Genomic DNA, 26032 nt, shown 5'->3' with positions numbered 1-26032 from the left:
ATATACAACGTAAAAGCCACCGTGTGACGAGGCGCACTGCGCATTCGCCGCCCTCTTGGTGTATGTCATCAAAATCTGATATTCGAGGCCCCATGAACAAGCCCGAAATAATTCCGCAAGACGACGTCGCTGGCCCCAAGGCCCGGCATAAAACCACCCAGGTCATGGTCGGCAATGTTGCCGTCGGCGGGGGTGCGCCGATCGTCGTGCAGTCGATGACCAATACCGACACCGCCGATGTCGATGGCACGATCGCGCAGGTCGCGGCGCTGTCGCGCGCCGGATCGGAAATGGTGCGCATCACGGTCGATCGCGATGAGGCCGCCGCCGCCGTTCCGCACATCCGCGATGGCCTGCGCAAGCGCGGCATCACCACGCCCCTGATCGGTGACTTCCACTATATCGGCCACAAGCTGCTCGCCGACTATCCGGCCTGCGCCGAGGCGCTCGACAAGTACCGCATCAATCCCGGCAATGTCGGCTTCAAGAACAAGCGCGACACGCAATTCGCCGACATCATCGAGATCGCCAACAAGAACAACAAGGCGGTCCGTATCGGCGCCAACTGGGGTTCGCTCGATCAGGAGTTGCTCACCAAGCTGATGGACGAGAACACGGCCTCGAGCGACCCGCGCGATGCACGCGCGGTGACCCGCGAAGCCATGGTGCAGTCGGCCTTGCTGTCGGCGGCGCGGGCGCAAGAGCTCGGCATGCCCAAGAACAAGATGATTCTTTCGGCGAAGGTTTCCGCCGTGCAGGACCTGATCGCGGTCTACCAGACGCTGGCCTCGCGTTCGGACTATGCGATCCACCTCGGCCTCACCGAAGCCGGCATGGGATCAAAGGGCATCGTGGCGTCGGCCGCGGCGCTCGGCATCCTGCTGCAGGACGGCATCGGCGACACCATCCGCATCTCGCTGACGCCAGAGCCTGGCGGCGACCGCACGCTGGAAGTTCAGGTCGCGCAGGAACTGCTGCAGACCATGGGCTTCCGCACCTTCGTGCCGCTGGTCGCTGCGTGCCCCGGCTGCGGCCGCACCACCTCGACCACGTTCCAGGAACTGGCGCGCTCGATCCAGGATTTCATCCGCGAGGAGATGCCGGGCTGGAAGACGCAATATCCCGGCGTTGAAACCCTCAACGTCGCGGTCATGGGCTGCATCGTCAACGGCCCCGGCGAATCCAAGCACGCCAATATCGGCATCTCGCTGCCCGGCACCGGCGAAGCGCCGGCAGCTCCCGTGTTCGTCGACGGCAAGAAATTCCGCACCCTGCGCGGGCCGGGCATTGCCGCCGATTTCAAGGCGCTGGTGATTGATTATATCGACCAGAAATATGGCGCGGGCGCCAAGGCGCCGGAGACGACGGCGGCGGAGTAGGATCTCTCCGTCGTCCCTGCGTTCGCAGGGGCGACGGGCGATGTGCATTGCACTTCGTATCGCCCGAGCTACGATGATCCCAATCAAGAACGGTTGGGAGAATGCCCATGTCTTCGTTGTCCGGCAAGCAAGGCCCGCGCTATCGGCACATCGCCGGCGACACCGAGCCCTACGAGACGATCCGCGTCGAAAAACTCACCCCGATTATTGGCGCGGAAATCTCCGGCGTCGATATCGGCAAGCTCGTCTCCGACGACGCGCGCTCCAATCTCCAGATAGATGAAATCCATCGCGCGCTCGCCGAAAATCTCGTGATCTTCTTCCGCGACCAGCACATCACGCCGGCCCAGCACCTCGCCTTCGGCCGCAAGTTCGGCGAATTGCATGTGCACCCGGCGGCGCCCAACGAGGGCGACCCGGCGCTGATGAAAATCTACGCCGACAAGGATTCTCCGCGCGCCAATGGCGAGGGCTGGCACACCGACGTCTCTTGCGACGTCGAGCCGCCGATGGGATCGATCCTCTATATCAAGCAATGCCCGCCGCGCGGCGGCGATACGCTGTTCGCCAACATGTACGCCGCCTATGAGGCGCTGTCCGACCGGATGAAGGCCTATCTCGACGGGCTCACCGCGCTGCACGACGGCGAGCAGACCTACCGCGGACTCTACGCCAATTACGGCATCTCCGACCGGGTGGAATATCCGCGCGCCGAGCACCCCGTGGTGCGCACCCATCCGGTGACGGGCAGAAAGGCGCTCTACGTCAACCGCGGCTTCACCCGTTTCATCATCGGCATCCCCCGCGACGAAAGCGACGCCATGCTGGCCTATCTCTACCAGCACGCGGAGAACCCGCTGTTCCAGTGTCGCTTCCGCTGGTCGGAAAACGCCATCGCTTTCTGGGACAACCGCTGTGCCCAGCACCGCGCGATGTGGGATTACTGGCCGCATACGCGGTCGGGCACGCGGGTGACGGTGAAGGGGGAGCGGCCGGTGTAAATTTCGCAGGGCGGACGGTCGGCGAGCCCGCCCTGCGCAGTCGCTGTGCGGCTATGCTGCATTCGCGTTGACGCCTCGCCCGACCTGCGCCAAGCTTGACCACAATCAAAACAAGAATCCGGAGGTCACCCATGCTCCGCGCAGAAGACAACAAATTTCTCACCGAGAGCGGTGCAGGCACCGGCATGGGCGAATTGCTCCGTCGCTTCTGGATCCCCGTGCTGTTGTCCGAAGAATTGCCGGAAGCCGACGGTACGCCAAAAAAGATCGTGGTCATGGGCGAGGAGCTGCTCGCCTTTCGCGACACGCGCGGCGTGGTCGGCGTCATCGATCAGTATTGCCCGCACCGCGGCGCCAATCTCTGGCTCGGGCGCAACGAGGAATGCGGCATCCGCTGCGTCTATCACGGCTGGAAGTTCGACACCGATGGCGCTTGCGTCGACATGCCGACCTCCTATCCCGACCTCAACGCCAAGGACCTGATCCGGATCAAGTCCTATCCGGTGCGCGAATGGGGCGACATGATCTGGGCCTATATGGGCCCGAAGGATCAGGTGCCGGAATTGCCGGATCTGGAAATGGCGCTGGTGCCGGCCTCGCACCGCTATGTCACCAAGAAATGGCAGGACTGCAACTGGGTGCAGGCGCTGGAAGGATCGATCGACACCGCACATTTCACCTTCGCGCATCTCTCCTTCGAGAAGGAAGAGAACGAAATCCTCGACATCAAGAAGCACTTTGTGAATCCGCTGGTACGGGTCGCGACCGACCATATGCGCTGGATCGCCGAGGACCCGCGCCCGGTGATCAAGATCAATCCGCACGAGGCCGGCCTCACGGTCGCCGGCGGACGGCTCACCGGGACCGACAACATTTATTGGCGCATCGCCCAGTTCCTAATGCCGGTGCATGCCTATGCGCCGAGTTCGATGCCGGGTGAGAATATTTTCGGCCAGAGCTTCATTCCGGTGACCGATACCAGCTGCTGGATCTACACTTATGCGTGGAATCCGGAACGTCCGCTGACGCAGGCCGAGCGCGATGGCTATGACCGCGGCAACGGCGTGATGTCGGAGGTCGACGAGAATTATATCCCGCTGCGTAACAAGGCGAACGACTACCTGATCGATCGCAAGCTGCAGAAGACCAACAGCTACACCGGTATCAAGGGCGTATCCGAACAGGATGCCGCCGTGCAGGACAGCCAGGGCCCGATTGCCGACCGCACCCGTGAACATCTCGGCCCGACCGATCTCGGCATCATGCATTTCCGGAAATTGGTGATGGACGCCGCCCGTGCGCTGCAGAAGGGTGAGGCGCCGCCGCATCTGAAGCATCAGGATCGTTATGCGGTGCGCTCCGGCGCCTGCGTCACCAGCAAGACCAAGGACCTCACCGCGGTCATGATCGAGCGCTTCGGCGACGCGGCGGGCTATGTCGGTCGTCCCGGCAGGAATGCGGCGGCGGAGTAGGCTGAACTCCAACCGTCGTCATTGCGAGCGAAGCGAAGCAATCTATCTCACGGGTCGACGAAACAAAGGATGGATTGCTTCGTCGCTTCGCTCCCTTGCGCAAACGCTTTGCGTTTGTCGCAGGCAATGACGACCTCTACAGCGGTATCTTGCGGTACTCCCGGTTGCTCAAACTCGCTTCCTCCAGGTCAAGGTCGCGTTCGATCCGTCGCCTGGTTTCGTCGGTGATTTTGCCATCGCGCAACAGGATGTGGATGAATTTTCGCTCGGTTGCGATCAACTCGCGCGTTAGCGCAGTGCCGGCCGCCGAGACATCGTGGGCGTCGGGATCGAGCACGTCAGGGAGCTGGTTGCTGCGGACTTCGTGACGGGCGCGCAGCAGCTTGACGACTTCGTCGGAAAGTTCGCGGTCGTCGGTGATGGCGTCGAGCGATTTGAGCGCCGCGTCGAGCGCCTCGCGGCGCGCCGCGATCTCCGCTTCATGTTCCGCGACGTGCTCCTTGTGGCCGTCCTTGGTGACCCCGAGCCATCGCACCACGGCAGCCAACCCCGACCCAAGTCCGACCAGCGTGATGAAGATGACGCCGAAGGCGACGAACAGGATCATGTCGCGGTGGGGAAAGCCCTCACCGTTGGGCAGCGCTAACGGCAACGCCAGCGCCGCGGCCAGCGACACCGCGCCCCGTACGCCGGTGAAGGCAACGACGAACGTTGTCTGCCAGGACGGAGCGGGATCCCGTTCACGAATTTGCTTGCTGAGCAGCCGGGGCAGATAGGTTGCGGGATAGACCCAGGCAAAGCGCGCGACGATGACGATGACGGCGACCAGCGCGGTGGTGAGCAGGATGTCCTGCAGCGGAAACGCTTTCGATTTCTCGAACAACAGCCGCATCTGGAATCCGGTCAGCAGGAACAGCAGGCCCTCGACCATATAGATGACGAGGTCCCAGAAGAAGATGCCCTGCAGACGCGTCGCGGACGAGATCAGGAGCGGCCCGTTCCAGCTTATATAGAGCCCGCAGGCGACGGTGGCGATGACACCGGATCCGCCGAGATGCTCCGGGACCCAATAGGCGAGATAGGGCGTGATCAGCGACAGCGTGATCTCGACCTGCGGATCGCGCGCGCGGTGCCGTGCGCGCAAGGAGAGCCAGCCGACTGCCAATCCGAACAGGATTTCGCCGACGACAATGGCCGCGAAGGTGCCGTTTGCCTTCGGCAGCGAGAACATGCCGGTCGAAATCGCCGCCACCGTGAACCGGTAGAGGATCAGCGCGGTGGCGTCGTTCGCCAGCCCTTCGCCCTCGAGTACAACCAGAATACGGCGCGGCATTCCGAGCCTGCGGGCAATGGCCAGCGGCGCCACGACATCCGGTGGCGCGACGATGGCTCCGAGCAGGAAGCCGATGCTCCAGGGCAGCCCGATCAGGTAATGCGTGGCGGTCGCGACCGCGCAAGCGGTGAATATCACGCAGCCGACGGACAGCAAAATGATCGGGCGCAAATTGGCTTTGAACTCGCGCCAGCTCATGGCCACGCTCGCGGAATAAATCAGCGGCGGCAGGAATACCAGCAGTACCAGCTGGGGCGGCAATTCCACCGTCGGCATGCCCGGCACGAAGGCGAGCGCGATGCCGGCGAGCAGCAGCAGGATGGCCGGTGCGACATTGATTCGGCGCGCCAGCAGCGCGGTCCCTGCCAGTACGGCGAGCAGGATCAAAAAGATCTGAAACGTGGCTTCCATGATTGCCCCCTTCGCAGGGAAAAACCGCGAGGTCAATGCGCAAGCGCGCGTACTCACGGATGAAGGGCGAAGGGGTTTCAGGCCGTCCCTGACAAATTTGTGACGTCAGCATCAGAACCCGCCCGATCATTCCTCCGTACCAGCAAAGACCCTGCGCTGGCAGGCGGAGAGGGCGGGAGTTTTGCAATGAAACATATTGGTCAGCATGCCATTGTGATCGGCGCCAGCATGGGTGGCCTCTTGGCCGCGCGGGCGCTGTCGGATTTCTACGCCGTCGTCACGGTGCTGGAGCGCGATGCGTTTCCGCAATCGGGTATTGCGCGCAAGGGGGTGCCGCAGGGGCGCCATGCGCATGGCCTGCTGGCGCGCGGCCGGAACGTGATCGAGAATTTCTTCCCGGGCTGGACCGATGAGGTCGTCGCCAGCGGCGGTGTCAGGGGCGACATTGCCGGCGACGTCAACTGGATCGGCCATGGTGTCACCATCAAATCGGCTCCGAGCAATCTGGTCGGATTGCTGGCCCCCCGTCCGGTGCTGGAAGGCCATGTGCGTCGCCGCCTGATGGCCTTGCCGAATGTGCGCGTGATCGAGAATTGCGCCGTGCAAGAACTGATCGCCGACGACAACAGGGCGACGATCAGGGGCGTGCGCGCCAGAATTGGCAGCGGCGCCGAGCACAGCATCACGGCCGATCTCGTGGTCGATGCGTCCGGCCGCGGTTCATCGAGCCCGGCCTGGCTCGAGAGTTTTGGTTTCGCCAAGCCGGAAGAAGAGCGGATCGAGATCGGGATCGGCTACACCACGCGCCTCTATCGCCGCCGTCCGACCGATCTCGACGGCAAGCTTGCGGTCGTGGTCGCCGGCAGCGGGCCGAACTGGCGCAACGGCGTGGTCCTGTACCAGGCCGAGGACCGCTGGATCGTCTCGATCGGCGGCTATTTCGGCGACCATGCCCCCGATGACGACCAGTTGTTCGCCGCCTATGCCGGCTCGTTGCCGACATCGGACATCTACGACATCGTTGCCCATGCCGAGCCGCTCGGCGATTTCGTCCGCTATCGCTATCCGGCGAACCTGAGGCGGCGCTACGAGCGGCTGGCGGAATTTCCAAAAGGCTATCTGGTGTTCGGCGACGCCCTGTGCAGTTTCAATCCGGTCTACGGCCAGGGCATGCCAGTGGCGGCGCAGGAAGCGATGCTGTTGCGCGAATGCCTCGGTGCCGGCGAGGCCGGCCTGGCGCGGCGCTTCTTCGCCCGCGCCGCCGCCGTGATCGATACGCCCTGGGACATCGCGGTCGGCAATGATTTGCGGCATCCGAAGGTCGTGGGGCTGCGCCCGCCGAAAGTGCGCTTCATCAACTGGTATATCGGCAAGCTGCACATGGCCGCGCGTTACGATGCAAAGCTGGCGACGGCCTTTCTCGAGGTCGCCAATCTGGAAGCGCCGCCGACACGGCTGCTGCAACCGGCCGTCGTGATGCGCGTGATCCGGGGCAATTTTGGCCGCCGCAGGGGCGGCACGGAGGCCGCACCGGCGGGGGCGCAGGCCTGAGCGGCTATTGCTCGCGCAGATCGTAGCGGTAGGATTTCGAGACGATCTTCCAGCCGTCGCTCAGTTTCATCGCCACCAGATAATCGGTGAAATAGCGCGGCGGCAGCTGGCAGCGCACCTTGATGAAGGCGGTTTGGTCATCGGAGCGGTCGATCGTGACGATGAAATCCTCGCGCGGCTTGCCTTCAGCCTTGGCGGAGGGGCGCTTGCGCACGCGATCGAGCCAGTCCGGCACGGTCAGTACCTGCAACTCGCCCTTCTCCAGCCAGCGCAAATCGGCGCTTGTGTCGAAGATCGCGCCGAGCTTTTCGGCATCGCCCTCATAAAGGCCATCGAAATAGTTCTTCACCACGGCTTCAACGGTCGATCGGTCGTGACTCACGGCGGCTCCTCCCGGCGAAAAGAAAATTTGTTCGAACTGAACTAAGCCACGAACCGCTTCATTGCGCTAGGCTGGCCTCATCACGGTTGCGAGGAGTTGCAGGTGGCGGGTTCAACAAAATCGAATGCTCGCATTCTTGTCGGAGAATGCTTTTGCCGCGCGGTCGGCTATGCCGTGGCTGACGAATTCGGCTACGCCTTGAACTGCCACTGCTCGAATTGCCGGCGCACCACCGGTGCGGCGTTCAAGCCATTCGCCGGCATCGCGCGCGACAAATTCAGCGTCACCAAGGGCGAGGACGATCTCATGATCTATGGCGAGGAGGCCGGCCACGACGCGCATTGCCGGAAATGCGGCTCGCTGCTCTATTCGGTGGTGCGTGAAGGCGCTTTCGTCCATGTCGCCATGGGCACGCTGGTCGACGATCCCTCGATCCGCCCGACCGCTCACATCTTTGTCGGCTCCAAGGCATCGTGGTTCGCGATCACGGATGACCTGCCGCAATACCGGGAGCATGTCGTGCCGCGTTGAGCGGCTCATGCCGCTCCGGGAATAGATGCTCGTCGCCGGAGGTTTATGTCCGGACGGGAACCCGGCGGAAAAGGGGACCCGACCATGGCCGAACCGACGGGCCGCTGGCCCGACTAAGGAAAAGGCGATGGCGCGATTCACATCCGCGTGGATCGTGACTTAACTCACAAAGCCGGGCTGTGGCTTCTGGTAGGCAGACCGGTGTGGTAAAAAGGTACGAGGCTCCGGAGGAGTCATGATGATGTCAGGATCGCTAAAATTGTGCCGATGGGCACTTGCCGCCGCCGCCTTCCTGCTGGTGAGCGAGCCGGCGTTTGCCGAAAAGCGCGTGGCGCTGGTGCTGGGTAATTCCAACTACCAGAATGTCGCACCGCTGGCCAATCCCGTTAACGACAGCGCCAGGATCGCGTCAACTCTGAAGGACGCCGGCTTCGATGTCGTCGATTCCCGGCGTGACCTGCCGGCGGCCGAAACCCGTCGCGCGCTGCGCGACTTCGCCGATCGCGCGCGCGATGCCGATATCGCGGTGGTCTATTACGCCGGCCACGGCATCGAGGTGGACGGCGGGAACTACCTGATCCCGGTCGATGCGCGGCTGGAACGCGACACCGACATCTATGACGAAGGCCTCTCGCTCGACCGCATCCTGATCGCGATCGAGCCGGCCAAGAAGCTGCGGCTGGTAATTCTCGACGCCTGCCGCGACAATCCGTTCGCTCGGACCATGAAGCGCACGGTCGCTTCGCGCGCGATCGGGCAGGGTCTCGCCAAGGTCGAGCCGACCAGCCCGAACGTCTTGATCGCCTATTCGGCCAAGGCCGGCTCGACGGCCGCCGATGGCGACGGCAAGAACAGCCCGTTCACTTCAGCGTTGTCGCGCCATCTCACGAAGCCCGGGCTCGACGTGCGCCGGGCCTTCGGCTTTGTCCGCGACGAGGTGCTCAAGACCACGGGCAATAAGCAGGAACCCTTCGTGTATGGTTCGCTCGGCGGCGACGACGTGCCGTTGGTGCCGGCGCCCGTGGCGGCGGCTCCTGCGACGCCAGCTCCCAGCGCACAGGCCGAAGCCCGCCGCGATTACGAACTCGCGCTGCAGATCGGCAACAAGAGCGCGCTCAACGCCTTCCTCGGGCAATATCCCGATGGTTTCTACGCGAGCCTTGCCAAGCTTCAGCTCGACAAGATCGCCGCCGAGGAAACCCGCGTCGCCGCGACCGAAAAAGCGCGGCAGGCCGAGCAGGAGCGGGCACGGCTCGCCGCCGAAGGCGCCCAGAAATCGCAACAGGCAAAGGCCGAAGCGGAAGCCAAAGCCGCCGAGCAGGCGCGCATCGCGGCTGAAAAGGCCAAGCAGGTGGCGCAGGACCAGGCGGCTGCGGCCGAACAGAAGCGCGTCGCCGCCGAAAGCGCCGCCGCCGACAAGGCGTCCGCTCCAGCCCCCGCTGACAAGGACAAGGCGGTGAACGTTGCCGCGCTCGCCGCGGGGCCCCCGCAAGCCGACGTCACCAAGTCGGTGCAGGCTGAATTGCGGCGTGTCGGCTGCCTGAGCGGCAGCGCCGATGGCAACTGGAACAACACCTCGCAGCGGTCGCTGACGCAGTTCAACCGCTATGCCGGAACCAGGCTCGACACCAAGGTCGCCAGCGTCGATACGCTCGATACGATCAAGCTGAAGTCGTCGCGGGTGTGCCCGCTGGTCTGCGAACACGGCTTCCAGGCCGATGGCGAACGCTGCACCAGGATCACCTGCGCCGAGGGCTCATTCCTCAACGACGACAATGAATGCGAGAAGCGTCGCGCCAAGAAGCCGGTCGCAACGCGCGAAAGGCCGGAATCACGGCGCGTTTACGAAGCAAGGCCAGCTCGGGAACCAAGGCAGGTTATCGTTAGGCGTTCTCAGGGACCGACCGGTCCAGGGATGTCGTCTTCAGGCCGGCCGCTTACCGGCCTCGAACGGCAGCAGGGTTGCAATAGCTATCAGGCCATCATGTCGGGAGTCTGCCCGTAGCCACAGCGGCGCTTTATCGAACACGCTAGGCCCCGGCTCATCTCTGTCTTGACGGCAGAGGGGGCCGGGTTCCGGTTCGAGGCCGGGACCACAGGGAGTCAGATTGCACTCCCGGCGATGTTGACCATCAACGCGATCAACGCAGTGTTGAACACGAACGAGATGATGCCGTGCACGGTCGCGGTGCGGCGGATGATCTTGTCGGTGATGCCGACGTCGGAGACCTGCGCGGTCATGCCGATCACGAACGAGAAATAGACGAAGTCCCAATAGTCCGCCTCGACATGGGTGTCGCCGCTCGGAAACTGTAAGCCCCCCGGGCTTGCGAGCGCGGTAGAACTCGTGCGCGTAGTGCAGCGCGAAGGCGGTGTGAACGGTCGCCCATGACAGCACGATCGTTACCGTGGCCAGGATCAGCCCGGCCGGGTTGCCCTTCGAGGCGCCGAGCTCAAACACGATGGCGGCAAGACTCGCGAAGGCGCCGAGCGCGGTCAACAGCAGCAGCAGGAAACGCCCGTCGTCCTGCAACACCGCGCTGCGCCTGATATGGGCGACGTCACAGCGCAGCATCACGACATAGGCGAGTACGAGGTACAGCGCGGCGAAGACGTCCCAGCCGACGACAAGCCGCGTCGGCAGCCGCAGCGTGCCGGGTAGCAGGAAGAACGCGATGACGCCGACCGCGAGCGCAATGAAGGTGCGCGGCCGCCCGTAAACCACGCGGACCGGCAGCGGCAGATTGCGGAACCGAACAAGATGCTCGTCGAACTCCTTGCTCATCCGCTGCCTTTGCTATGCGCTAGTTCTTGCGCTCCGCGACAAAGCGCGCGGCTGCCCGCAATACATCGCCTTTTGCGCCAAAGATCGAAAGTGCTGAATCGGCCCGTGCCAGCAGATCGCGCACGCGCTGCTTGGCGCCGTCGATGCCGAGCTGGGTGACGAAGGTGGTCTTGCCGAGCGCCGCATCGGCGCCGGCCGGCTTGCCGAGCGCCGCGGCGTCGCCCTCGACGTCGAGCAGATCGTCGGCGATCTGAAACGCTTCGCCGAGCGCGCGGCCGTAATCATCGAGCGCCTGATATTCGCTCGGCGTGGACTGGCCGAGGATCGCGCCGGCGATGCAGCCATAGCGCAGCAGCGCACCGGTCTTCATCTGCTGCAGCCGCGCCACGTCGACCGGTTCGCGGTCGCCGAACCGGCCTTCGCCCGCGAGATCGAGGATCTGGCCGCCGACCATGCCGCCGATGCCGGAGGCGCGCGCCAGCGCCCGCGTCAGCAGCAGGCGGACGGTGGCGTCCTTGTGGATCTCGTCGCGGGTGACGATGTCGAACGCCAGCGTCAACAGCCCGTCGCCGGCGAGGATCGCGGTGGCGTCGTCGGTCTTCTTGTGCAGCGTGGGCCGGCCGCGGCGCAGGTCGCTGTTGTCCATCGCCGGCAGGTCGTCATGGATCAGGGAATAGCAATGGATGCATTCCAGGGCCGCGCCGACCAAAAGGGCGGCCTCGCGCGGAACACCGAACACGGCCGAACTTTCAGCCACCAGAAAGGGGCGCAGCCGCTTTCCGCCGCCGAGGCTGGAATAGCGCATCGCGTCCATCAGCCGCTTCGGCCGAACGATCTCGTCGGGCAACAGCGTGTCGGACAACAACTGCGCCAGCAGGGCTTCGGTATCGTCCGCGGTCTGGTCCAGGCGTTTGGCAAAATCGGCAGTGGGGGTCGACATTAAGAATAGCTCCAGATCAATTTGGCCGGACAATCGTTGATGGCAACGGCTTCGTCAATTCCATGACCCCGGTCACAAAAGCGCTGGAAAACGCACGAAATATCATGGAGATGTCACGTGGGTGGGGCCAATTCATCGGCCTCGGGCCGGCTTGGGCTCAACCGGAAGCATCCAATTTTGCGCATTGTCCGAATTTTGCTGCTGATCCTGCTTGCGGTGCTGTTGCTGCCCTATCTGGTGACGCCGTTCTATCGGACCGGCCATCCGGTGTCGGCGCTGATGGCCTGGCGCTGGCTCAAGGGCGCGCCGGTGTCCCGGCAATGGGTCGATTTCAACGCGATTTCGCCTTACCTGCCGCGCTCGGTGGTGGGCTCCGAAGACGCCAAATTCTGCAGCCATCGCGGGGTCGATTGGGGCGCGCTACAGGATGCGATGGACGATGCCGAGGACGGTGAGCCCGCCCGCGGCGGTTCGACCATCACCCAGCAGGTGGCGAAAAACCTGTTTCTGTGGCCGGGCCGCAGCGTGGTCCGCAAGGCGCTGGAACTGCCGCTTGCGATGTGGATCGATCTCGTGTTGCCCAAGCAGCGGGTCCTGGAAATCTACCTCAACATCGCCGAGCTCGGCCCGTCCGGGCAGTTCGGGGCCGAGGCAGGGTCGATATATGCGTTCGGCCGCCCGGCCGCGTCGCTTTCGGCGCGCGAGGCCGCCCTGTTGGCGGCGATCCTGCCCAATCCGGTCAGGCGCAGCGCCCGCAATCCCGGTCCCGGGGTACGTCGTCTGGCCGGGACCTATATGGCGCGGGCGGGCGCAGTACAGCGCTGCTGGAGCGAAAATCGTGCTTTTTGAGCCAATTTTCGGCCCCTTTAACCGCACGCTGGCCTAGCTTTACGCCATCCCATCCTCTATAAGCGCGGCCTTATCGGCATCGCAGCCCGCGCGCAGCGCTGGGCCGTCCGGTTTCGGACGATGCCTCCGACAACACCCCTAGAGGACCGTTATGGCCGTTCCCAGAAGAAAAACATCGCCCTCGCGGCGTGGCATGCGCCGCTCGGCGGACGCGCTGAAGAAGCCGACCTATGCAGAGGACAAGGATTCCGGCGAACTGCGCCGTCCGCACCACCTCGACCTCAAGACCGGCATGTACAAGGGCCGGCAGGTGCTGAAAAAGAAGGAATCCTGATCGGGTTCGAGGATAAGGCGCCGCTTTTCGCGGCGTCTGCCCGAATTTGGCCAACGAGTGGGCCAACGGTTCCATTGGGTGAAGCGCTGCTTCGCCCAGGGGACAATCCGATTTTCTAGGAAGGCGCGATACCCATGGTTGGTTTTCCGCTACTTCTGATTCCACTCGCGATCTACAACATCATCGTCTTCCTGATGCCCGACCTGTCGTTCACCGATCCGTTGGTGAAGCTGACGTTGATGTCGGGTGCGGACTGGTCGGTGACGCTGAGCGACGTGCTGCTTACACTCGCCATCCTGTTGCTGCTTGCCGAAGTCATCAAGGGCGCGCGCCCCGGCGCGAAATATCTCACCGACCACCTGCTGTCGCTGATCGTGTTCGGCGCGGCGGCGGCCGAATTCCTGCTGTGGCCGAAATTCGCAACCTCGACCTTTTTCCTGATGACGGCATTGTCGCTGGTGGATTTCCTCTCCGGCCTTGCCTTGCGAACGCGGCGCCGTGCAGTTGCGGTGGTAGCGGCGGCACCTGCGCCGCCACCAAAAAGCGCCGAAAAGGTCGAGACACCGGCGGCGGAGCCCCAACCGGCCCCGGTGCCGGCAACGCCACCGGCGCCTGCCGTGCCAACTGTGCCGGCGGCAACCTCTGTCGCCGAATCCGTGCTGCAGGATCATCCCGAACCGAAACCGGTGCAGCCCGCCGTCGCGCCCGAGACGGCTCCGGTCGTGCCCGAGGCGGCCCCGCCGAAAACGCCTTCTCTGGAAGCCTCGTCACCGGAGATCCCGTCGCCGGGAATACAGCCGGTCAGCGGCCCGCAGCCCTCGCCGCCATCGCCGGACAAGCCTCAGCACTGATCTAGATGGTTTGCCGCGTCCGGAAGCCGGTGCCGCAACGCCGGATCTGGCTGGCGCCATAGGCCGTCTGCGCATCCGCCAGCGAAGCCCGCCGCAGGCGGCAGGTTTGCGGCGCCTGGTCGGCGGTCGCGATCAGCTGGGCGACGAAGGTTGGATCGGGCCGCGGCGCCGATCTGGTCGACCAGTGCACGGACTGGGTCACCGGCACCAGCTCGGTGCAGGCCGGCTCGTCGAGGTTGACGAACTCGCCGTCCAAAATTTCGTCTGATCGATCGATATCCAGCATCGCACACCGTAACCGTAACCGGTTAACTGTCACGTTTCGGGACATTACGCCCCACTGCGATCTGACTTCGCAAGCCCTATGCCGCGCCCTCCCGATTCGTTCCCACCGGTTTTGGAGGTCCGTGAATCATGGTTTCCGGATTATTTATGAACTTGGCCTAGTCTCGTCTTCGAATGAGCCACTATCCTCAGGCGATGGGAATCACCCACGGTGTCCCGAATCGAGGCGTCCTGATGCCCCCTGTCCCGCAAGCCTCCAGCATCCTTGCCTCGCTAGGTCAGGCGGCCTTCCTCTGGGACCTGACAGCGGACACCATGGTCTGGAGCGACAATGCCGGCGCGGTCTTCACCGATATTCCGGCGGAGGCGCTGGCCAGCGGCTCCGGCTTCGCCAGGCTGATCGAGCCCTCCCGTTCGATCCGCAACGAGGCGCTCGCTCAATCGGCGCCCGCGCGGGGTGACGAAGGTGTCGCCTACCGGATCGAATATGGCATACGGGCCGCGGCCTCCGCGCCCATGATTTGGATCGAGGAGACCGGTTGCTGGTTTGCAGGGCCGGACGGCAAGCCGGTGCGGGCGCAAGGCATCGTCCGCGTCAACAACGAGCGCCACGCCCGCGACGAACAGCTGATGCGGCTTTCGCGGCACGATCCGCTGACCGGTGAACTCAATCGCACGCATCTCGTCGCCTCGCTGGCGGAAACGATCGAAGAAACTATGCGTTTCCGATCGTCCTCCGCCTTCATGCTGATCGGCATCGATCATCTGGCGCGCGTCAACGACGCCTTCGGCTTCGACGTAGCGGACGCCGTGATCGCCGAGGTCGGAAAACGCATCCGCGCCAAACTGCGCGGCGGCGACGTGCTCGGCCGGTTCTCCGGCAACAAGTTCGGGCTGGTCTTGCGAAATTGTACGGTCGACGACACCAATACCGCCGCCGAGCGCTTCCTCGCGGGAATCCGCGACGAGGTGATCCCGACCAAATCCGGCCCCGTCTCGGTGACGGCCTCGATCGGCGCGATCACCGTCCCGCGCTACGCCCGCAATGCCGATGAGGCTGTCAACCGCGCCCAGGAAACGCTCGATGGCGCCAAGCGCCGCCGCGCCGGTTCGTTCGCGCTGTGGCGCCCGAATGTCGAACGCGATGCGCAGCGCCGCGTCAACATCCGCGTCACCGACGAGATCGTCACCGCGCTGAACGAGCGCCGCATCGTCGCGGCGTTCGAGCCGGTGGTCGAAGCGCGCTCGCGGCAGCCGGCGTTCTACGAGTGCCTGGTGCGGATGGAGCAGGAGGACGGGCAGGCGCTGCTGGCCCCCGACATCGTTCCGGTCGCCGAGCGATTGGGGCTGATCCGGCTGGTCGACCACCGCGTGCTCGAACTCGCGGTCGCCGAACTTGCGGCGTCGCCGAACGTGCGGCTCAGCCTCAACATCTCGCCCGACACCACCATGGACCCGGATTGGTGGACCGGAATCGAATCGCTGATGCTGGCCTATCCCGGCGCCGGCGAGCGGCTAATCGTCGAAATCACCGAAACGGTTGCGATCCAGGATATCGACGATGTCCGAGGCTTCGTGACCCGCTTGAAGAATTTCGGCAGCCAGATCGCGATCGACGATTTCGGCGCCGGCTACACTTCGTTCCGAAATTTGCGCAAGCTCGGCGTCGATATCGTCAAGATCGACGGCGCCTTCGTGCAGAACATCGCACGCTCCGCGGACGATCGCGCCTTCGTGCATACGCTGATCGATCTGGCGAACCGCCTGCAGATCAAGACGGTGGCGGAATGGGTGCAGGACGAGGAAGCCGCCGTGATGCTGCGCGAATGGGGCTGCGACTACATCCAGGGCCGCCTGATCGGGCTGGCCTCGCCGGAACGGCCGTGGGCTGTGGCGGGTGATACGGCGCTGCCTGCGGCGGGTTAGCTAGCTCTTTCCGCCCGTCGTCCCTGCGTTCGCAGGGACCCATACGCCGCGGCTGTGGAAATGGGCACACTGCAAGAAGCTTTGTCGCAGCAATCGACAGCGGATGCCGAACGCAGCAGAGCGTCAACCACCGTGCATCATCGATAGATCACGCGGTATGGGTCCCCGCGTTCGCAGGGACGACAGCGGAGAGGGGGCCGAAGAGCTCTACTCTTCCTTCTTCGGCTCTTTCGACATGCGCTCGAGGCGTTCCTGCATGTCCTTCATCTGGCGGCGAAGATCATCGATATTGTCTTCGTCGGGCGCCGGCTCCGGCGCCTTCTCCGGCTCGGACGACGTCGATCCGGCGCGCGGCGGCACGAACGGCTTGAACATCGAGAACGTCTGCTGAAACAATTCCATGTTGCGGCGGACATGTTCCTCGAGTGGCGCAAACGGCGTTCCACTGAATGTGTTGGTGAGCTGCTTGCGGAATTTTTCCTGTTCGCGCGTCAGCGTGTCGATCGACTGTTCCAGATATTTCGGCACCACCATCTGCATGCTGTCGCCGTAGAAGCGAATCAATTGGCGCAGGAAAGTGGTGGGCAACAGATTCTGGCCGGCCTTGTTTTCCTGTTCGAAAATGATTTGCGCCAGCACCGAGCGGGTAATGTCGTCGCCGGTCTTGGCGTCATAGACGAGAAAATCCTCGCCATCCTTCACCATCGCCGCGAGATCCTCGAGCGTCACATAGGTGCTGGTGCCGGTATTATAGAGCCGCCGGTTGGCGTACTTCTTGATGGTCGTAGGTTGGTCTGACTTTGCCATAAGCTCACACAATACACCGAGAGCGGGGAACCCGACGGCATCGCCGGCGGGCAGACGAGCAACGCAACGCAGCAAAGTAAGCATTTTCAATGCGGTTCGGCTACCGTTTTGTGCGGCACGGTTAATTCCAAGGCATGGACGCTGCTATGGAAACCTTCGCGAGGATTAATTTGAATGCGCCGCGGAAGGAATTTAGGCCTTGGCCGATTGACATGGGTCAACGGGGTTAACAGGATAAGGTGAGAGACAGGCACGCCATCCGGCCGCCCGCCGTCAAAAAGAAACCTCAACCTCAGGAGATGTCCATGTCAGACGATGTCGTCATCGTCAGCGCCGCCCGCACCCCGGTCGGCAGCTTCAACGGCGCATTCGCCACCACCCCGGCGCATGACCTCGGCGCCATCGCCATCAAGGCAGCGCTGGAGCGGGCTGGCATCGAGCCGGGCCGCGTCTCCGAAGTCATCATGGGCCAGATTTTGACCGCGGCCCAGGGCCAGAACCCGGCCCGCCAGGCCTCGATCGCCGCCGGCATTCCGGTGGAAAGCCCGGCCTGGGGCGTCAACCAGCTCTGCGGTAGCGGCCTGCGCACGGTGGCGCTCGGCTATCAGGCTCTGCTCAATGGCGATTCGGAAATCGTGGTCGCCGGCGGCCAGGAATCCATGAGCATGGCCCCGCACGCGCAATATCTGCGCGGCGGCGTCAAGATGGGCGGCCTCGAACTGGTCGACACCATGATCAAGGACGGCCTCTGGGATGCCTTCAACGGCTACCACATGGGCAACACCGCCGAGAACGTCGCCCGGCAGTACCAGATCACCCGCGCGCAGCAGGACGAGTTCGCGGTTCACTCGCAGAACAAGGCCGAGGCCGCGCAGAAGGCCGGCAAGTTCAAGGACGAGATCGTCCCCGTCACCATCAAGACCCGCAAGGGCGACATCATCGTCAGCGACGACGAATATCCGCGCCATGGCGCCACCATCGACGCGATGGCGAAGCTGAAGCCGGCCTTCGAGAAGGACGGCACCGTCACCGCCGGCAGCGCGTCCGGCATCAATGACGGCGCCGGCGTGGTGGTGCTGATGACCGCCAAGCAGGCCGCCAAGGAAGGCAAGAAAGTACTCGGCCGCATCGTGTCGTGGGGTCAGGCTGGCGTCGATCCCAAGATCATGGGCACCGGGCCGATCCCGGCTTCCCGCGCCGCGCTGAAGAAGGCCGGCTGGAACATTGCCGACCTCGATTTGATCGAGGCCAACGAGGCGTTCGCAGCGCAGGCCTGCGCGGTCAACAAGGATCTCGGTTGGGATACCGGCAAGGTCAACGTCAATGGCGGCGCGATCGCGATCGGCCACCCGGTCGGCGCATCCGGCGCGCGCGTGCTGGTGACGCTGCTGCACGAGATGCAGAAGCGCGACGCCAAGAAGGGCCTCGCCACGCTGTGCATCGGCGGCGGCATGGGCATCGCGATGTGCATTGCACGCGACTGAACTAAAGGCAGAGTGACTGGTTGAATGATGAAAAGATCATCTCGCAACCGCGGCTCGAATTGTTAAAGATGAAATGCCCGGTCTCGCGCCGGGCATTTTCATCTCTGTAAGCGTTTTCCAACGACGCTTTCAAACCTAAGGCTGAGCTTCGTCAAAAGACCGGGACAATTCCGGCTTACAAAGAAGACCACCAAGGAGGACTACGACATGGCACGTGTTGCATTGGTTACGGGGGGTACGCGAGGCATTGGCGCTGCGATTAGCAAGGCGCTGAAGGCTGCGGGCTACAAGGTGGCGGCGAGCTACGCCGGCAACGACGCCGCCGCCGAAAAATTCAAATCGGAAACCGGCATCCCCGTCTACAAATGGGACGTCAGCTCGTTCGACGCCTGCGCCGAAGGCATCAAGAAGGTCGAAGGCGACCTCGGTCCGGTCGACGTGCTCGTCAACAATGCCGGCATCACCAAGGACGGCGCCTTCCACAAGATGACGCTGGATCAGTGGAACGCAGTGATCAACACCAATCTCGGCTCGCTGTTCAACATGACGCGCCCGGTGATCGAGGGCATGCGCGCCCGTAAATTCGGCCGCGTCATCAATATCTCCTCGATCAATGGCCAGAAGGGCCAGTTCGGCCAGGTCAACTATTCCGCGGCCAAGGCCGGCGACATCGGCTTCACCAAGGCCCTGGCACTGGAGAACGCCAAGGGTGGCATCACCGTGAACGCGATCTGCCCCGGCTACATCAACACCGAAATGGTGCAGGCGGTGCCGAAGGACGTGCTGGAGAAAAGCATCCTGCCGTTGATCCCGGTCAACCGCCTCGGCGAGCCCGAGGAAATCGCCCGCGCGGTGGTGTTCCTCGCCGCCGACGAGGCCGGCGGCATCACCGGCTCGACGATGACGGTCAATGGCGGGCAGTACATGGTGTGATCTTGTCTCGTCATTGTGACGGGCGAGGCACCACGGATCGAATGAGGCGTTATGCCCGGGCAGAGGCGCGTTTTCGCGCTAGATGTCCCGGGCATCCACGTCTTTAAAACCATCCAACGAAAAGGACGTGGATGGCCGGGATAAACCCGGCCATGACGGAAGAAGCCGGTCATTGCCGAACCCATGACTCCCCGTGCCGCTACGCTGATCGGACTGACCGCGATCCTGATGTGGTCGCTGCTGTCGGTGTTGACGGTTGCGACCGGAAAGATCCCGGCGTTCCAGCTCGCGGCCATGACGTTCGGGATCGGCGCGCTGGTCGCCTTCGCTAGCTTCCTATTCCGGCCCGCCGCCTTCAACGCGCTCAGGCAGCCGCTGGTCGCCTGGGTCGTTGGCGTCGGCGGCCTGTTTGGCTATCACGCACTGTATTTCCTCGCGCTTCGGTTCGCGCCGCCTGCGGAAGCGGGTCTGCTGAACTATCTCTGGCCACTTCTGATCGTGCTTTTCTCCTCGCTGTTGCCGGGCGAGCGATTGGCGCCGCATCACATCATCGGCGCGCTGCTCGGGCTTGCCGGCACCGTGTTGCTGTTCGCCGGCAATGGCGCGAGCTATGCGCCTGGCCAGATACCGGGCCTGGCCGCAGCCTTCGTTGCCGCCTTTGTGTGGGCCGCCTATTCGGTGATGTCGCGCAAGCTCAAGGCGGTACCGACCGACGCGGTGGCCGGCTTCTGTCTCGCCACCGCGCTGCTGGCCGCGCTCGTGCATGGCATGGTCGAGACCACGGTGTGGCCTGAGACCGTCGGGCAGTGGCTGGCTATTATTGCGCTCGGCGTTGGTCCTGTTGGCGCCGCGTTCTTCGTCTGGGACATCGGCATGAAGCGCGGCGATATCCGTGTACTCGGCGCCGCGTCCTACGCGACGCCGTTGCTCTCGACTGCGTTTCTGATTTTTGCGGGCTTTGCGCAGCCGACCGCGACGATTGCGATCGCAGCGGTGCTGATCGCGGGTGGCGGATTGATCGCGGCCAAGGATATGGTTTGGAGGAAGTAGGGTGGGCAAAGCGAAGCGTGCCCACCATTCAAAGATACGTGTGTGGATAGATGGTGGGCACGCTGCGCTTTGCCCACCCTACAGACTTCACGTAGGCTCCCAATCCATCGGCGCTAATTCAAACTTCGAAAACTCGAACCCGGGTGCCACCGTGCAACCGACCAGCGTCCAGTCGCCATTGCTCTCGGCGGCCTGCCAGGCATGCGGCGGCACGATCGCCTGCGGCGCTTCACCGGCGGCGAGATCGGGGCCGAGCATCAGGCTGCGCTGCCCGTTATCATCAGCGATTTCCAGCGTCAGCGCGCTGCCCGCGTAATAGTGCCACGTCTCCACGGCATCGATGCGATGCCAGTGCGAGCGTTCGCCGCGTGCAAGCAGAAAATAGATCGCGGTCGATCGCGAACGTCCATCGGCGTCCACGCTGATATCGCGAAACGTCTCGCGATAGTGGCCGCCTTCCGGATGCGGCTTCAGGTCGAGCCGCGCGACGATCTCGGCGGCTTCTTTCGGCAGTGTCATCAGGACTTGTTCTTGCGTTCGCGGAGCTCGCCGAACACCTTTTCAGCACTCGCGCCCTTCATGTGCAGCTTGGCCGCCACCGACGGTTCGTCGGCGCGCAGGAAGACGTTGGCTTTCTTCTCCTCACCCAGCAGCACCGGGATCGTCGGCTTGTTCTCGGCGCGCAGCCGCGTCACTTCCTCGGCGCGCGCCTTCAGCGCGGGGTTGTCGCCATCGACCGTGAGCGCGAACTTGACGTTCGACGCCGTATACTCGTGACCGCAATAGAGTTTGAAATCGTCGGGTAGCGCGCGCAGCTTCAACAGCGAATCCCACATCATCGGATAGGTGCCTTCGAACACCCGGCCGCAGCCGATCGAGAACAGCGTGTCGGCGGCAAACACCGCCTTTTCGGTATCGAACACGTAGGAGATATGATCGAGCGTATGGCCGGGCGTTTCCAGCACCCGCGCCAGCAGGCTGCCCACCTTGATCACATCGCCATGGGCCGTGCGCAGGTCGACATTGGCGATCTTGGTGGACTTGTCGTTGGGGGCTATGACCCGGCAATTATATTTCTGCTTCAGTTCGGCGACGCCGCCGACATGGTCGTGATGGTGGTGCGTGACGAGAATATCCGTCAGCGTCCAGCCCTCGCGCTCCAGCGCCTTGATGATCGGGGCGGCTTCCGGCGCGTCGATCGATGCAGTGGCCTTGGTCGCAGGATCGTGGATCAAATAGCCGAAATTGTCGTTGAGGCAGGTGAATGTGCGAATTTCCGCGGCCATGATAGCTCCGTGGTTAAGGCTTTCGGCGCCTTGAAAACCGGTTTCCACTTTACCGGATCGTGCTCCAATTCCCCAGAAATATGGCGTTAACGCTTGCGCGGCAATGCCATTTTCAGCGCGCCGCAATGAAACACGGTGTGGTAGATTGCGCTCATGACCATCGACGTCATCGATCTCCGCGATTTCTATTCGAAGCGCCTCGGCATCGTGGCGCGGCAACTGATCAACCGCGGCATCCGGGCGCGCTGGCCCGACGCGACGGGGCAGCGCGTGCTCGGGCTCGGCTACCCGACGCCCTATCTCGGCCTGTTTCGCGAGGATTCCGAACGCTGCATCGCCTTCATGCCGGCGGCGCAGGGCGTGCTGAAATGGCCGACGGCGCGGCCCGCGCTGGCGACCCTGATCGATGAGTTCTCAATGCCGCTGCCGGACGCCGCGGTGGACCGCATCCTGATGGTTCACGCGCTGGAAATGTCCGACGATCCGGAGCGCCTGCTGCGCGAAGTGTGGCGGGTGCTGGCGCCGTCGGGCCGCCTGATCGCGGTGATTCCGAACCGGCGCGGCGTGTGGACGCGCACCGACAATACGCCGTTCGGTCACGGCCGGCCCTATTCGCGCGCGCAGATCACGCAGTTGCTGCGCCAGACATGGTTTACCCCGGCCTCGTGGGGCGAGGCGCTCTTCCTGCCTCCGGTCGGCAATAGCTGGTTCCTGCGCTCGGCCGTGGCGTGGGAGCGCGTTGGAGCAGCACTGTCGTTGCCGTTCGCCGGCGTGCATATCGTGGAGGCGACCAAACAGGTCTATCGCGCGATCCCTGCGGGCCGCGAGCGCACGCGGTTGATTCCGTCGCTGGAGCCGGTGCTGGTGCCGTCGTCGACGGCGACAAGGGATAAGGCGTAGTCTCTCGGTTTGTCGTCCCCGCGAACGCGGGGACCCATAACCACCGTCAGTAGTCATTTAAAAAGGTCGTCAACCTGCGTGCTTCAAAATGAAAGCCGCAGCGACGCGATGAGCGCAATTGCGCTCACGCTAGTGGTCCCTGCGTTCGCAGGGACGACGATCGTGAGTGAACTACCTACTCATTCCCCGGATTGAAATCTTCGCTGGGGGCGGCCGGCGCGGCCATGCCCTCGGGACGCGGGCCATGCGGCCGGCGGCGCCGGCGCGGGAAACGCTCGCCGCCACGGCCTTCTTCATATCCGCCGGGTGCGCCATTCACCTGCGGCTGCGGGCCGGTGATGAAGGAGGGCAGGCGATCGACGCCGCCGGTATCGGCAATCACCGGCTGTGGCTGGGGTTGCGGCTGATATTGCGGCTGCGGACGGTGCTCGCGTTCGCGATGGTGTTCGCGCGGCTGCTGGTCGCGGTAGGGCTGACTGTCACCGCGCTGCTCGCGCGGATTGTTGTCGCGGATGAAGGGTTGCGGCTGTTGCGGAACGAAGCCCGGCTCCTGGCCGAAATGCGAGAAGCTCTCGCCCTCGTCGTCGCCGTCTTCCGTCGCCGGCTGAGCTTCGTTGTCGATGCGCGGTTGCGGCTGGTTCTGCCGGAACTGCTCCTGCGCGGCTGCGATCAGGCGGAAATAATGCTCGGCGTGCTGGTAATAGTTCTCGGCCGCCACCGGATCGCCGGAAGAGCGCGCGTCACGCGCCAGCTGAACGTATTTTTCGGCGACGTGCGAGGCGGTGCCGCGGATTTTGATATCGGGTCCGTTCGATTCGAACACCCGGGTCATCGGGTTTTGACCGCGCCGGTTATTATTGTTGTTGTTGCTATTGTTGTTGTTATTCCGGTTACGCATCCGCTTGTTGTTCTGACCGTTTCTCATGTCTCGCCTTTATTCCAGCCCTGAAGTTATGCAGTTGCCGTCGTAGCCTGATCCGACCCGGCGCGCTCGGACGCGCCGAATCACGATGCCGTTCAGATTCATGTCGTCGATTTCGCCAACCATCGCGTTCAACAAAGACGCGTTCCCCAACCGGCGGCGTACATTCGCCTGCCGGACCAAATCATTCAGCCTGCCAAAACCAGCCCGATCGTCTTGCGTGACGGCTTCGCGTGATCAGCTGTTGCGTAAGTCTTCAAGCGCAATATCAGGCTTTCGTTCGCTTTGCGGTCAAGAGCAGCACAGCTCCAGCTATTGCGCTCAATTCGACCTGCGTTTTGGAACCTTTCACTCGGCGGGCTCTCGTTTCGAGAACTCTGGCCTCCACCCGTGAAACCTACGGGGCCAGCGACCCTGGACCGACGTTGTGGACGGAACGTAGTCGCTCCCGGGCAATATTCCAAGGGGTTTTTTTGCGTTCCAAAAGGACTTTATCGGGCCATTTTGTGGCCCGCGACGGCCCGGGGAATGCCCGCCAGATCGGCTTTGGGGGTGGTCGCAGGCGTTAACCCGGCATTCGTCATAAAAGCTTCAATGGGCCCGCTTTGGCCTTGCCCGGCTTCCACGACAAGATGGCCGCCCGGCGCCAAAAGGCGCGCCGCCTGCGGAATCAGCGCGCGGTAGGCGTCGAGCCCGTCGGCGCCGCCATCGAGTGCGGCCAGCGGATCGTGATTTCGAACCTCCGCCGCCAGACCGTCGATGTCCATGGTGCGGACATAGGGCGGATTCGACACGATCAGATCGAACGGGCCGCTTAGTCCGGTTGCATAATCGCACGCGATGAACGTTGCGCGATCGGAGAGGCGCGCGCGCGCGGCATTGGCGGCGGCGGTTTGCAGGGCATCGTCTGCAATGTCGGTCCCGAATCCTGTCGCCGCCGGCAACTCGGACAGCAGCGCCAGCAGGATTGCGCCGGAGCCGGTGCCGAGATCGGCGATGCGCAAGGGGCGATCGAGGCCGCCGGCGCGCAACAGTTCCAGCGCCAGTTCGACCACCGTCTCGGTGTCGGGCCGCGGCACCAGCGTCGCGGCCGAGAGCCGCAAGGGCAGCCCCCAAAACTCCTTCTCGCCGATGATGCGCGCGACCGGTTCTCCCGTGAGGCGGCGGCGGGCGAAATCGTCGAGGCGCGCCGATTCGTCTGGGGTGAGTTGGCGCTGTGCGGCCGATATCAAGCCGGTCAGGTCGAGGCCAAGGGCATGGCCTGCCAGAATGCGCGCGTCTAGTTCGGCGGATTCGATCGAGGCGGATTTGAACTGCGCGGCGAGGGCACGCCGCGCGGTCTCGACCGTTTGATCGGCAAGATCGTTCACGTGGCGCACCACAATCTCGATGTCGTCCCTGCGAACGCAGGGACCCATAACCACAGGACGTTGTTGTGATGGGCGGTCTCAGCTCCGACCACCCACATCGAGAGGCCGCGGCGTATGGGTCCCTGCGTTCGTAGGGACGACAGGCGGATGGTCCTCACGCCGCCGCGCCTTGTGCAGCAAGCTGCGCGGCCTGGTGCTCGGTGGTCAGCGCATCGGTCAATTCGCCCAGCGCTTCGCCCGTAATCACCTGCGGCAATTTGTAGAGCGTCAGGTTGATGCGGTGGTCGGTGACGCGGCCTTGCGGGAAATTATAGGTGCGGATGCGCTCGCTTCGGTCGCCGGAGCCGACTTTCTCCTTGCGGTCCGCGGAGCGCGCCGCGTCGACGCGCTGCCGCTCGGCGTCATAGATGCGCGAGCGCAGGATGTTCATCGCGGAGGCGCGGTTCTTATGCTGCGATCGGCTGTCCTGCATCATGACCACGATGCCGGTCGGGATGTGGGTGATCCGGATCGCGGATTCGGTCTTGTTGACGTGCTGGCCACCGGCGCCTTGCGCGCGCATGGTCTCGATCCGCAAATCGTCGGTCTTGATGTCGACATCGACATCCTCGACCTCGGGCAGCACGGCGACCGTAGCCGCTGACGTATGAATGCGCCCCTGCGTTTCGGTGTCGGGCACACGCTGCACGCGGTGCACTCCGGATTCGAATTTCAGTTTTGCGAACGCGCCACGGCCCTGCACTTCGGCGACGATTTCCTTGTAGCCGCCCATGGTGCCCTCGGAGGCCGAGATCACCTCGACCTTCCAGCCCTGCAGGGCGGCGAAGCGTTCGTACATCCGGAACAGGTCGCCGGCGAACAGCGAAGCCTCGTCGCCGCCGGTGCCGGCGCGGATTTCCAGGACCACGTTGCGGTCGTCCATGGCGTCCTTCGGCAACAGCGCCACGCGAATTTTCTGCGATAGCTCGGCGACACGTGTCTGCAGCGTCTCCAGCTCGGCTTCGGCCATGCTACGCATTTCGGGGTCGGTGCCGGAATCCGCCAGCAAGGTTTCAGTATCTGCGATCTCGGCCCGTGCGGCGCGGTAGGTCTTCACGGCGTCGATCAGCGGATTGAGTTCGGCGAGTTCGCGCGTGATCTGGACGTATTTATCGGAATTCACCTGGCCCAACAGCTCGGCCTCCAACGAGGCGTGGTGAGCGAGCAGGATATCTAGTTTGGCTTCGGGTAGCATGGCGTGGTTCTCAAGG

At 63.7% G+C, this 26032-nt stretch carries 24 protein-coding genes and 1 pseudogene; 14 read left to right on the top strand and 11 right to left on the bottom strand.

Translation table 11 applies throughout. The annotated features are described in order from the left end of the window. The first annotated feature begins 92 nt into the window (after positions 1 to 92). From ispG to ACVWVY_RS04535, 3 genes are all read left to right on the top strand, one after another. The gene (gene ispG, locus ACVWVY_RS04545) at positions 93 to 1379 is read left to right on the top strand and encodes a flavodoxin-dependent (E)-4-hydroxy-3-methylbut-2-enyl-diphosphate synthase (RefSeq protein ID WP_456625254.1); all 1287 of its coding nucleotides are present in this window, start codon (positions 93 to 95) and stop codon (positions 1377 to 1379) included. Between the two features lie 107 nt (positions 1380 to 1486). Further along, positions 1487 to 2380: a TauD/TfdA dioxygenase family protein gene (locus ACVWVY_RS04540; protein WP_456625253.1), complete on the top strand. Its 894-nt coding sequence runs from the start codon at positions 1487 to 1489 to the stop codon at positions 2378 to 2380. A 131-nt stretch (positions 2381 to 2511) separates the two neighbouring features. Next, a complete protein-coding gene (locus ACVWVY_RS04535; protein ID WP_456625252.1) occupies positions 2512 to 3852 on the top strand; it encodes a Rieske 2Fe-2S domain-containing protein in 1341 nt (446 codons plus the stop codon). 136 nt (positions 3853 to 3988) lie between these two features. On the opposite strand, the gene ACVWVY_RS04530 is transcribed toward ACVWVY_RS04535, so the two are convergent. After that, positions 3989 to 5596: a Na+/H+ antiporter gene (locus ACVWVY_RS04530; RefSeq protein ID WP_456625251.1), complete on the bottom strand. Its 1608-nt coding sequence runs from the start codon at positions 5594 to 5596 to the stop codon at positions 3989 to 3991. Between the two features lie 186 nt (positions 5597 to 5782). Between ACVWVY_RS04530 and ACVWVY_RS04525 the strand changes: the two genes are divergently transcribed. Further along, positions 5783 to 7147 carry an NAD(P)/FAD-dependent oxidoreductase gene (locus tag ACVWVY_RS04525; RefSeq protein ID WP_456625250.1) on the top strand — a complete coding sequence of 455 codons (1365 nt, stop codon included), beginning with the start codon at positions 5783 to 5785 and terminating at the stop codon, positions 7145 to 7147. 4 nt (positions 7148 to 7151) lie between these two features. Here the strand turns inward: ACVWVY_RS04525 and ACVWVY_RS04520 are convergent, their stop codons facing one another. Continuing rightward, positions 7152 to 7529, bottom strand: coding sequence for a nuclear transport factor 2 family protein (locus tag ACVWVY_RS04520; protein WP_456625249.1), 378 nt, complete (start codon positions 7527 to 7529; stop codon positions 7152 to 7154). A gap of 102 nt (positions 7530 to 7631) precedes the next feature. On the opposite strand from ACVWVY_RS04520, the gene ACVWVY_RS04515 reads away from it, so the two are divergent. After that, complete coding sequence (locus tag ACVWVY_RS04515; RefSeq protein ID WP_456625248.1) at positions 7632 to 8060, top strand: GFA family protein; 429 nt, start codon at positions 7632 to 7634, stop codon at positions 8058 to 8060. A 241-nt stretch (positions 8061 to 8301) separates the two neighbouring features. Beyond that, complete coding sequence (locus ACVWVY_RS04510; RefSeq protein ID WP_456632101.1) at positions 8302 to 10065, top strand: caspase family protein; 1764 nt, start codon at positions 8302 to 8304, stop codon at positions 10063 to 10065. Positions 10066 to 10163: 98 nt separating this feature from the next. On the opposite strand, the pseudogene ACVWVY_RS04505 reads toward ACVWVY_RS04510, so the two are convergent. Together ACVWVY_RS04505 and ACVWVY_RS04500 are read right to left on the bottom strand one after the other, a co-directional pair. Further along, a pseudogene (locus tag ACVWVY_RS04505) lies at positions 10164 to 10845 on the bottom strand (DUF1345 domain-containing protein). A 19-nt stretch (positions 10846 to 10864) separates the two neighbouring features. Then, the gene (locus ACVWVY_RS04500; RefSeq protein ID WP_456625247.1) at positions 10865 to 11785 is read right to left on the bottom strand and encodes a polyprenyl synthetase family protein; all 921 of its coding nucleotides are present in this window, start codon (positions 11783 to 11785) and stop codon (positions 10865 to 10867) included. Positions 11786 to 11962: 177 nt separating this feature from the next. Between ACVWVY_RS04500 and mtgA the strand changes: the two genes are divergently transcribed. The 3 genes from mtgA to ACVWVY_RS04485 all read left to right on the top strand — a co-directional run bounded on the left by mtgA (position 11963) and on the right by ACVWVY_RS04485 (position 13819). Continuing rightward, positions 11963 to 12634: a monofunctional biosynthetic peptidoglycan transglycosylase gene (gene mtgA / locus ACVWVY_RS04495; RefSeq protein WP_456632100.1), complete on the top strand. Its 672-nt coding sequence runs from the start codon at positions 11963 to 11965 to the stop codon at positions 12632 to 12634. Between the two features lie 151 nt (positions 12635 to 12785). Beyond that, positions 12786 to 12968 (top strand): 50S ribosomal protein L32, encoded by a 183-nt coding sequence (rpmF, locus tag ACVWVY_RS04490; RefSeq protein WP_028347701.1) that lies wholly within the window; start codon positions 12786 to 12788, stop codon positions 12966 to 12968. Between the two features lie 134 nt (positions 12969 to 13102). Further along, complete coding sequence (locus ACVWVY_RS04485) at positions 13103 to 13819, top strand: hypothetical protein (RefSeq protein WP_456625246.1); 717 nt, start codon at positions 13103 to 13105, stop codon at positions 13817 to 13819. A gap of 1 nt (position 13820) precedes the next feature. Here the strand turns inward: ACVWVY_RS04485 and ACVWVY_RS04480 are convergent, their stop codons facing one another. Continuing rightward, complete coding sequence (locus ACVWVY_RS04480) at positions 13821 to 14105, bottom strand: hypothetical protein (RefSeq protein WP_456625245.1); 285 nt, start codon at positions 14103 to 14105, stop codon at positions 13821 to 13823. Between the two features lie 233 nt (positions 14106 to 14338). On the opposite strand from ACVWVY_RS04480, the gene ACVWVY_RS04475 reads away from it, so the two are divergent. After that, on the top strand, positions 14339 to 16030 hold the full coding sequence (locus tag ACVWVY_RS04475; protein WP_456625244.1) for an EAL domain-containing protein: 1692 nt from the start codon (positions 14339 to 14341) through the stop codon (positions 16028 to 16030). Between the two features lie 207 nt (positions 16031 to 16237). Here the strand turns inward: ACVWVY_RS04475 and phaR are convergent, their stop codons facing one another. Further along, a complete protein-coding gene (gene phaR / locus ACVWVY_RS04470) occupies positions 16238 to 16837 on the bottom strand; it encodes a polyhydroxyalkanoate synthesis repressor PhaR (protein ID WP_212416920.1) in 600 nt (199 codons plus the stop codon). 305 nt (positions 16838 to 17142) lie between these two features. Between phaR and ACVWVY_RS04465 the strand changes: the two genes are divergently transcribed. The 3 genes from ACVWVY_RS04465 to yddG all read left to right on the top strand — a co-directional run bounded on the left by ACVWVY_RS04465 (position 17143) and on the right by yddG (position 20304). Then, positions 17143 to 18321, top strand: a complete 1179-nt coding sequence (locus tag ACVWVY_RS04465) for an acetyl-CoA C-acetyltransferase (RefSeq protein ID WP_456625243.1) — start codon at positions 17143 to 17145, stop codon at positions 18319 to 18321. A 207-nt stretch (positions 18322 to 18528) separates the two neighbouring features. Beyond that, entirely contained in the window at positions 18529 to 19254 is a 726-nt protein-coding gene (phbB, locus tag ACVWVY_RS04460; RefSeq protein WP_456625242.1) for an acetoacetyl-CoA reductase, read from the top strand. 183 nt (positions 19255 to 19437) lie between these two features. After that, complete coding sequence (gene yddG / locus ACVWVY_RS04455; protein ID WP_456625241.1) at positions 19438 to 20304, top strand: aromatic amino acid exporter YddG; 867 nt, start codon at positions 19438 to 19440, stop codon at positions 20302 to 20304. Between the two features lie 87 nt (positions 20305 to 20391). Here yddG and ACVWVY_RS04450 read toward each other — a convergent pair whose 3' ends face one another. Then, positions 20392 to 20823 carry a cupin domain-containing protein gene (locus ACVWVY_RS04450; RefSeq protein ID WP_456625240.1) on the bottom strand — a complete coding sequence of 144 codons (432 nt, stop codon included), beginning with the start codon at positions 20821 to 20823 and terminating at the stop codon, positions 20392 to 20394. Continuing rightward, positions 20823 to 21590: a hydroxyacylglutathione hydrolase gene (gene gloB, locus ACVWVY_RS04445; protein ID WP_456625239.1), complete on the bottom strand. Its 768-nt coding sequence runs from the start codon at positions 21588 to 21590 to the stop codon at positions 20823 to 20825. Before gloB ends, ACVWVY_RS04450 begins: the two co-directional genes overlap by 1 nt. A gap of 153 nt (positions 21591 to 21743) precedes the next feature. Here gloB and ACVWVY_RS04440 point away from each other — a divergent pair, with 153 nt between their 5' ends. Continuing rightward, positions 21744 to 22490 carry a class I SAM-dependent methyltransferase gene (locus ACVWVY_RS04440; RefSeq protein ID WP_456625238.1) on the top strand — a complete coding sequence of 249 codons (747 nt, stop codon included), beginning with the start codon at positions 21744 to 21746 and terminating at the stop codon, positions 22488 to 22490. A gap of 175 nt (positions 22491 to 22665) precedes the next feature. Here the strand turns inward: ACVWVY_RS04440 and ACVWVY_RS04435 are convergent, their stop codons facing one another. The 3 genes from ACVWVY_RS04435 to prfA all read right to left on the bottom strand — a co-directional run bounded on the left by ACVWVY_RS04435 (position 22666) and on the right by prfA (position 26016). Continuing rightward, a complete protein-coding gene (locus ACVWVY_RS04435) occupies positions 22666 to 23415 on the bottom strand; it encodes a DUF4167 domain-containing protein (protein ID WP_456625237.1) in 750 nt (249 codons plus the stop codon). A 488-nt stretch (positions 23416 to 23903) separates the two neighbouring features. Continuing rightward, positions 23904 to 24830, bottom strand: coding sequence for a peptide chain release factor N(5)-glutamine methyltransferase (prmC, locus tag ACVWVY_RS04430; RefSeq protein WP_456632099.1), 927 nt, complete (start codon positions 24828 to 24830; stop codon positions 23904 to 23906). Between the two features lie 106 nt (positions 24831 to 24936). Further along, on the bottom strand, positions 24937 to 26016 hold the full coding sequence (gene prfA, locus ACVWVY_RS04425) for a peptide chain release factor 1 (RefSeq protein ID WP_456625236.1): 1080 nt from the start codon (positions 26014 to 26016) through the stop codon (positions 24937 to 24939). Positions 26017 to 26032: the final 16 nt, after the last annotated feature.

Source organism: Bradyrhizobium sp. URHC0002 (assembly GCF_054059515.1).
Note: the sequence above shows the minus strand (reverse complement) of the source record. Positions and strands in the feature narration are given on the sequence as shown.

Excerpts from the sequence above, each read along its gene's own strand:
- ispG (WP_456625254.1), top strand. The coding sequence starts at position 93 with ATGAACAAGCCCGAAATAATTCCGCAAGACGACGTCGCTGGCCCCAAG.
- ACVWVY_RS04540 (WP_456625253.1), top strand. The coding sequence starts at position 1,487 with ATGTCTTCGTTGTCCGGCAAGCAAGGCCCGCGCTATCGGCACATCGCC.
- ACVWVY_RS04535 (WP_456625252.1), top strand. The coding sequence starts at position 2,512 with ATGCTCCGCGCAGAAGACAACAAATTTCTCACCGAGAGCGGTGCAGGC.
- ACVWVY_RS04530 (WP_456625251.1), bottom strand. The coding sequence starts at position 5,596 with ATGGAAGCCACGTTTCAGATCTTTTTGATCCTGCTCGCCGTACTGGCA.
- ACVWVY_RS04525 (WP_456625250.1), top strand. The coding sequence starts at position 5,783 with ATGAAACATATTGGTCAGCATGCCATTGTGATCGGCGCCAGCATGGGT.
- ACVWVY_RS04510 (WP_456632101.1), top strand. The coding sequence starts at position 8,302 with ATGTCAGGATCGCTAAAATTGTGCCGATGGGCACTTGCCGCCGCCGCC.
- ACVWVY_RS04500 (WP_456625247.1), bottom strand. The coding sequence starts at position 11,785 with ATGTCGACCCCCACTGCCGATTTTGCCAAACGCCTGGACCAGACCGCG.
- rpmF (WP_028347701.1), top strand. The coding sequence starts at position 12,786 with ATGGCCGTTCCCAGAAGAAAAACATCGCCCTCGCGGCGTGGCATGCGC.
- ACVWVY_RS04485 (WP_456625246.1), top strand. The coding sequence starts at position 13,103 with ATGGTTGGTTTTCCGCTACTTCTGATTCCACTCGCGATCTACAACATC.
- ACVWVY_RS04480 (WP_456625245.1), bottom strand. The coding sequence starts at position 14,105 with ATGCTGGATATCGATCGATCAGACGAAATTTTGGACGGCGAGTTCGTC.
- ACVWVY_RS04475 (WP_456625244.1), top strand. The coding sequence starts at position 14,339 with ATGCCCCCTGTCCCGCAAGCCTCCAGCATCCTTGCCTCGCTAGGTCAG.
- phaR (WP_212416920.1), bottom strand. The coding sequence starts at position 16,837 with ATGGCAAAGTCAGACCAACCTACGACCATCAAGAAGTACGCCAACCGG.
- ACVWVY_RS04465 (WP_456625243.1), top strand. The coding sequence starts at position 17,143 with ATGTCAGACGATGTCGTCATCGTCAGCGCCGCCCGCACCCCGGTCGGC.
- phbB (WP_456625242.1), top strand. The coding sequence starts at position 18,529 with ATGGCACGTGTTGCATTGGTTACGGGGGGTACGCGAGGCATTGGCGCT.
- yddG (WP_456625241.1), top strand. The coding sequence starts at position 19,438 with ATGACTCCCCGTGCCGCTACGCTGATCGGACTGACCGCGATCCTGATG.
- ACVWVY_RS04450 (WP_456625240.1), bottom strand. The coding sequence starts at position 20,823 with ATGACACTGCCGAAAGAAGCCGCCGAGATCGTCGCGCGGCTCGACCTG.
- gloB (WP_456625239.1), bottom strand. The coding sequence starts at position 21,590 with ATGGCCGCGGAAATTCGCACATTCACCTGCCTCAACGACAATTTCGGC.
- ACVWVY_RS04440 (WP_456625238.1), top strand. The coding sequence starts at position 21,744 with ATGACCATCGACGTCATCGATCTCCGCGATTTCTATTCGAAGCGCCTC.
- ACVWVY_RS04435 (WP_456625237.1), bottom strand. The coding sequence starts at position 23,415 with ATGAGAAACGGTCAGAACAACAAGCGGATGCGTAACCGGAATAACAAC.
- prmC (WP_456632099.1), bottom strand. The coding sequence starts at position 24,830 with ATGGGTCCCTGCGTTCGCAGGGACGACATCGAGATTGTGGTGCGCCAC.
- prfA (WP_456625236.1), bottom strand. The coding sequence starts at position 26,016 with ATGCTACCCGAAGCCAAACTAGATATCCTGCTCGCTCACCACGCCTCG.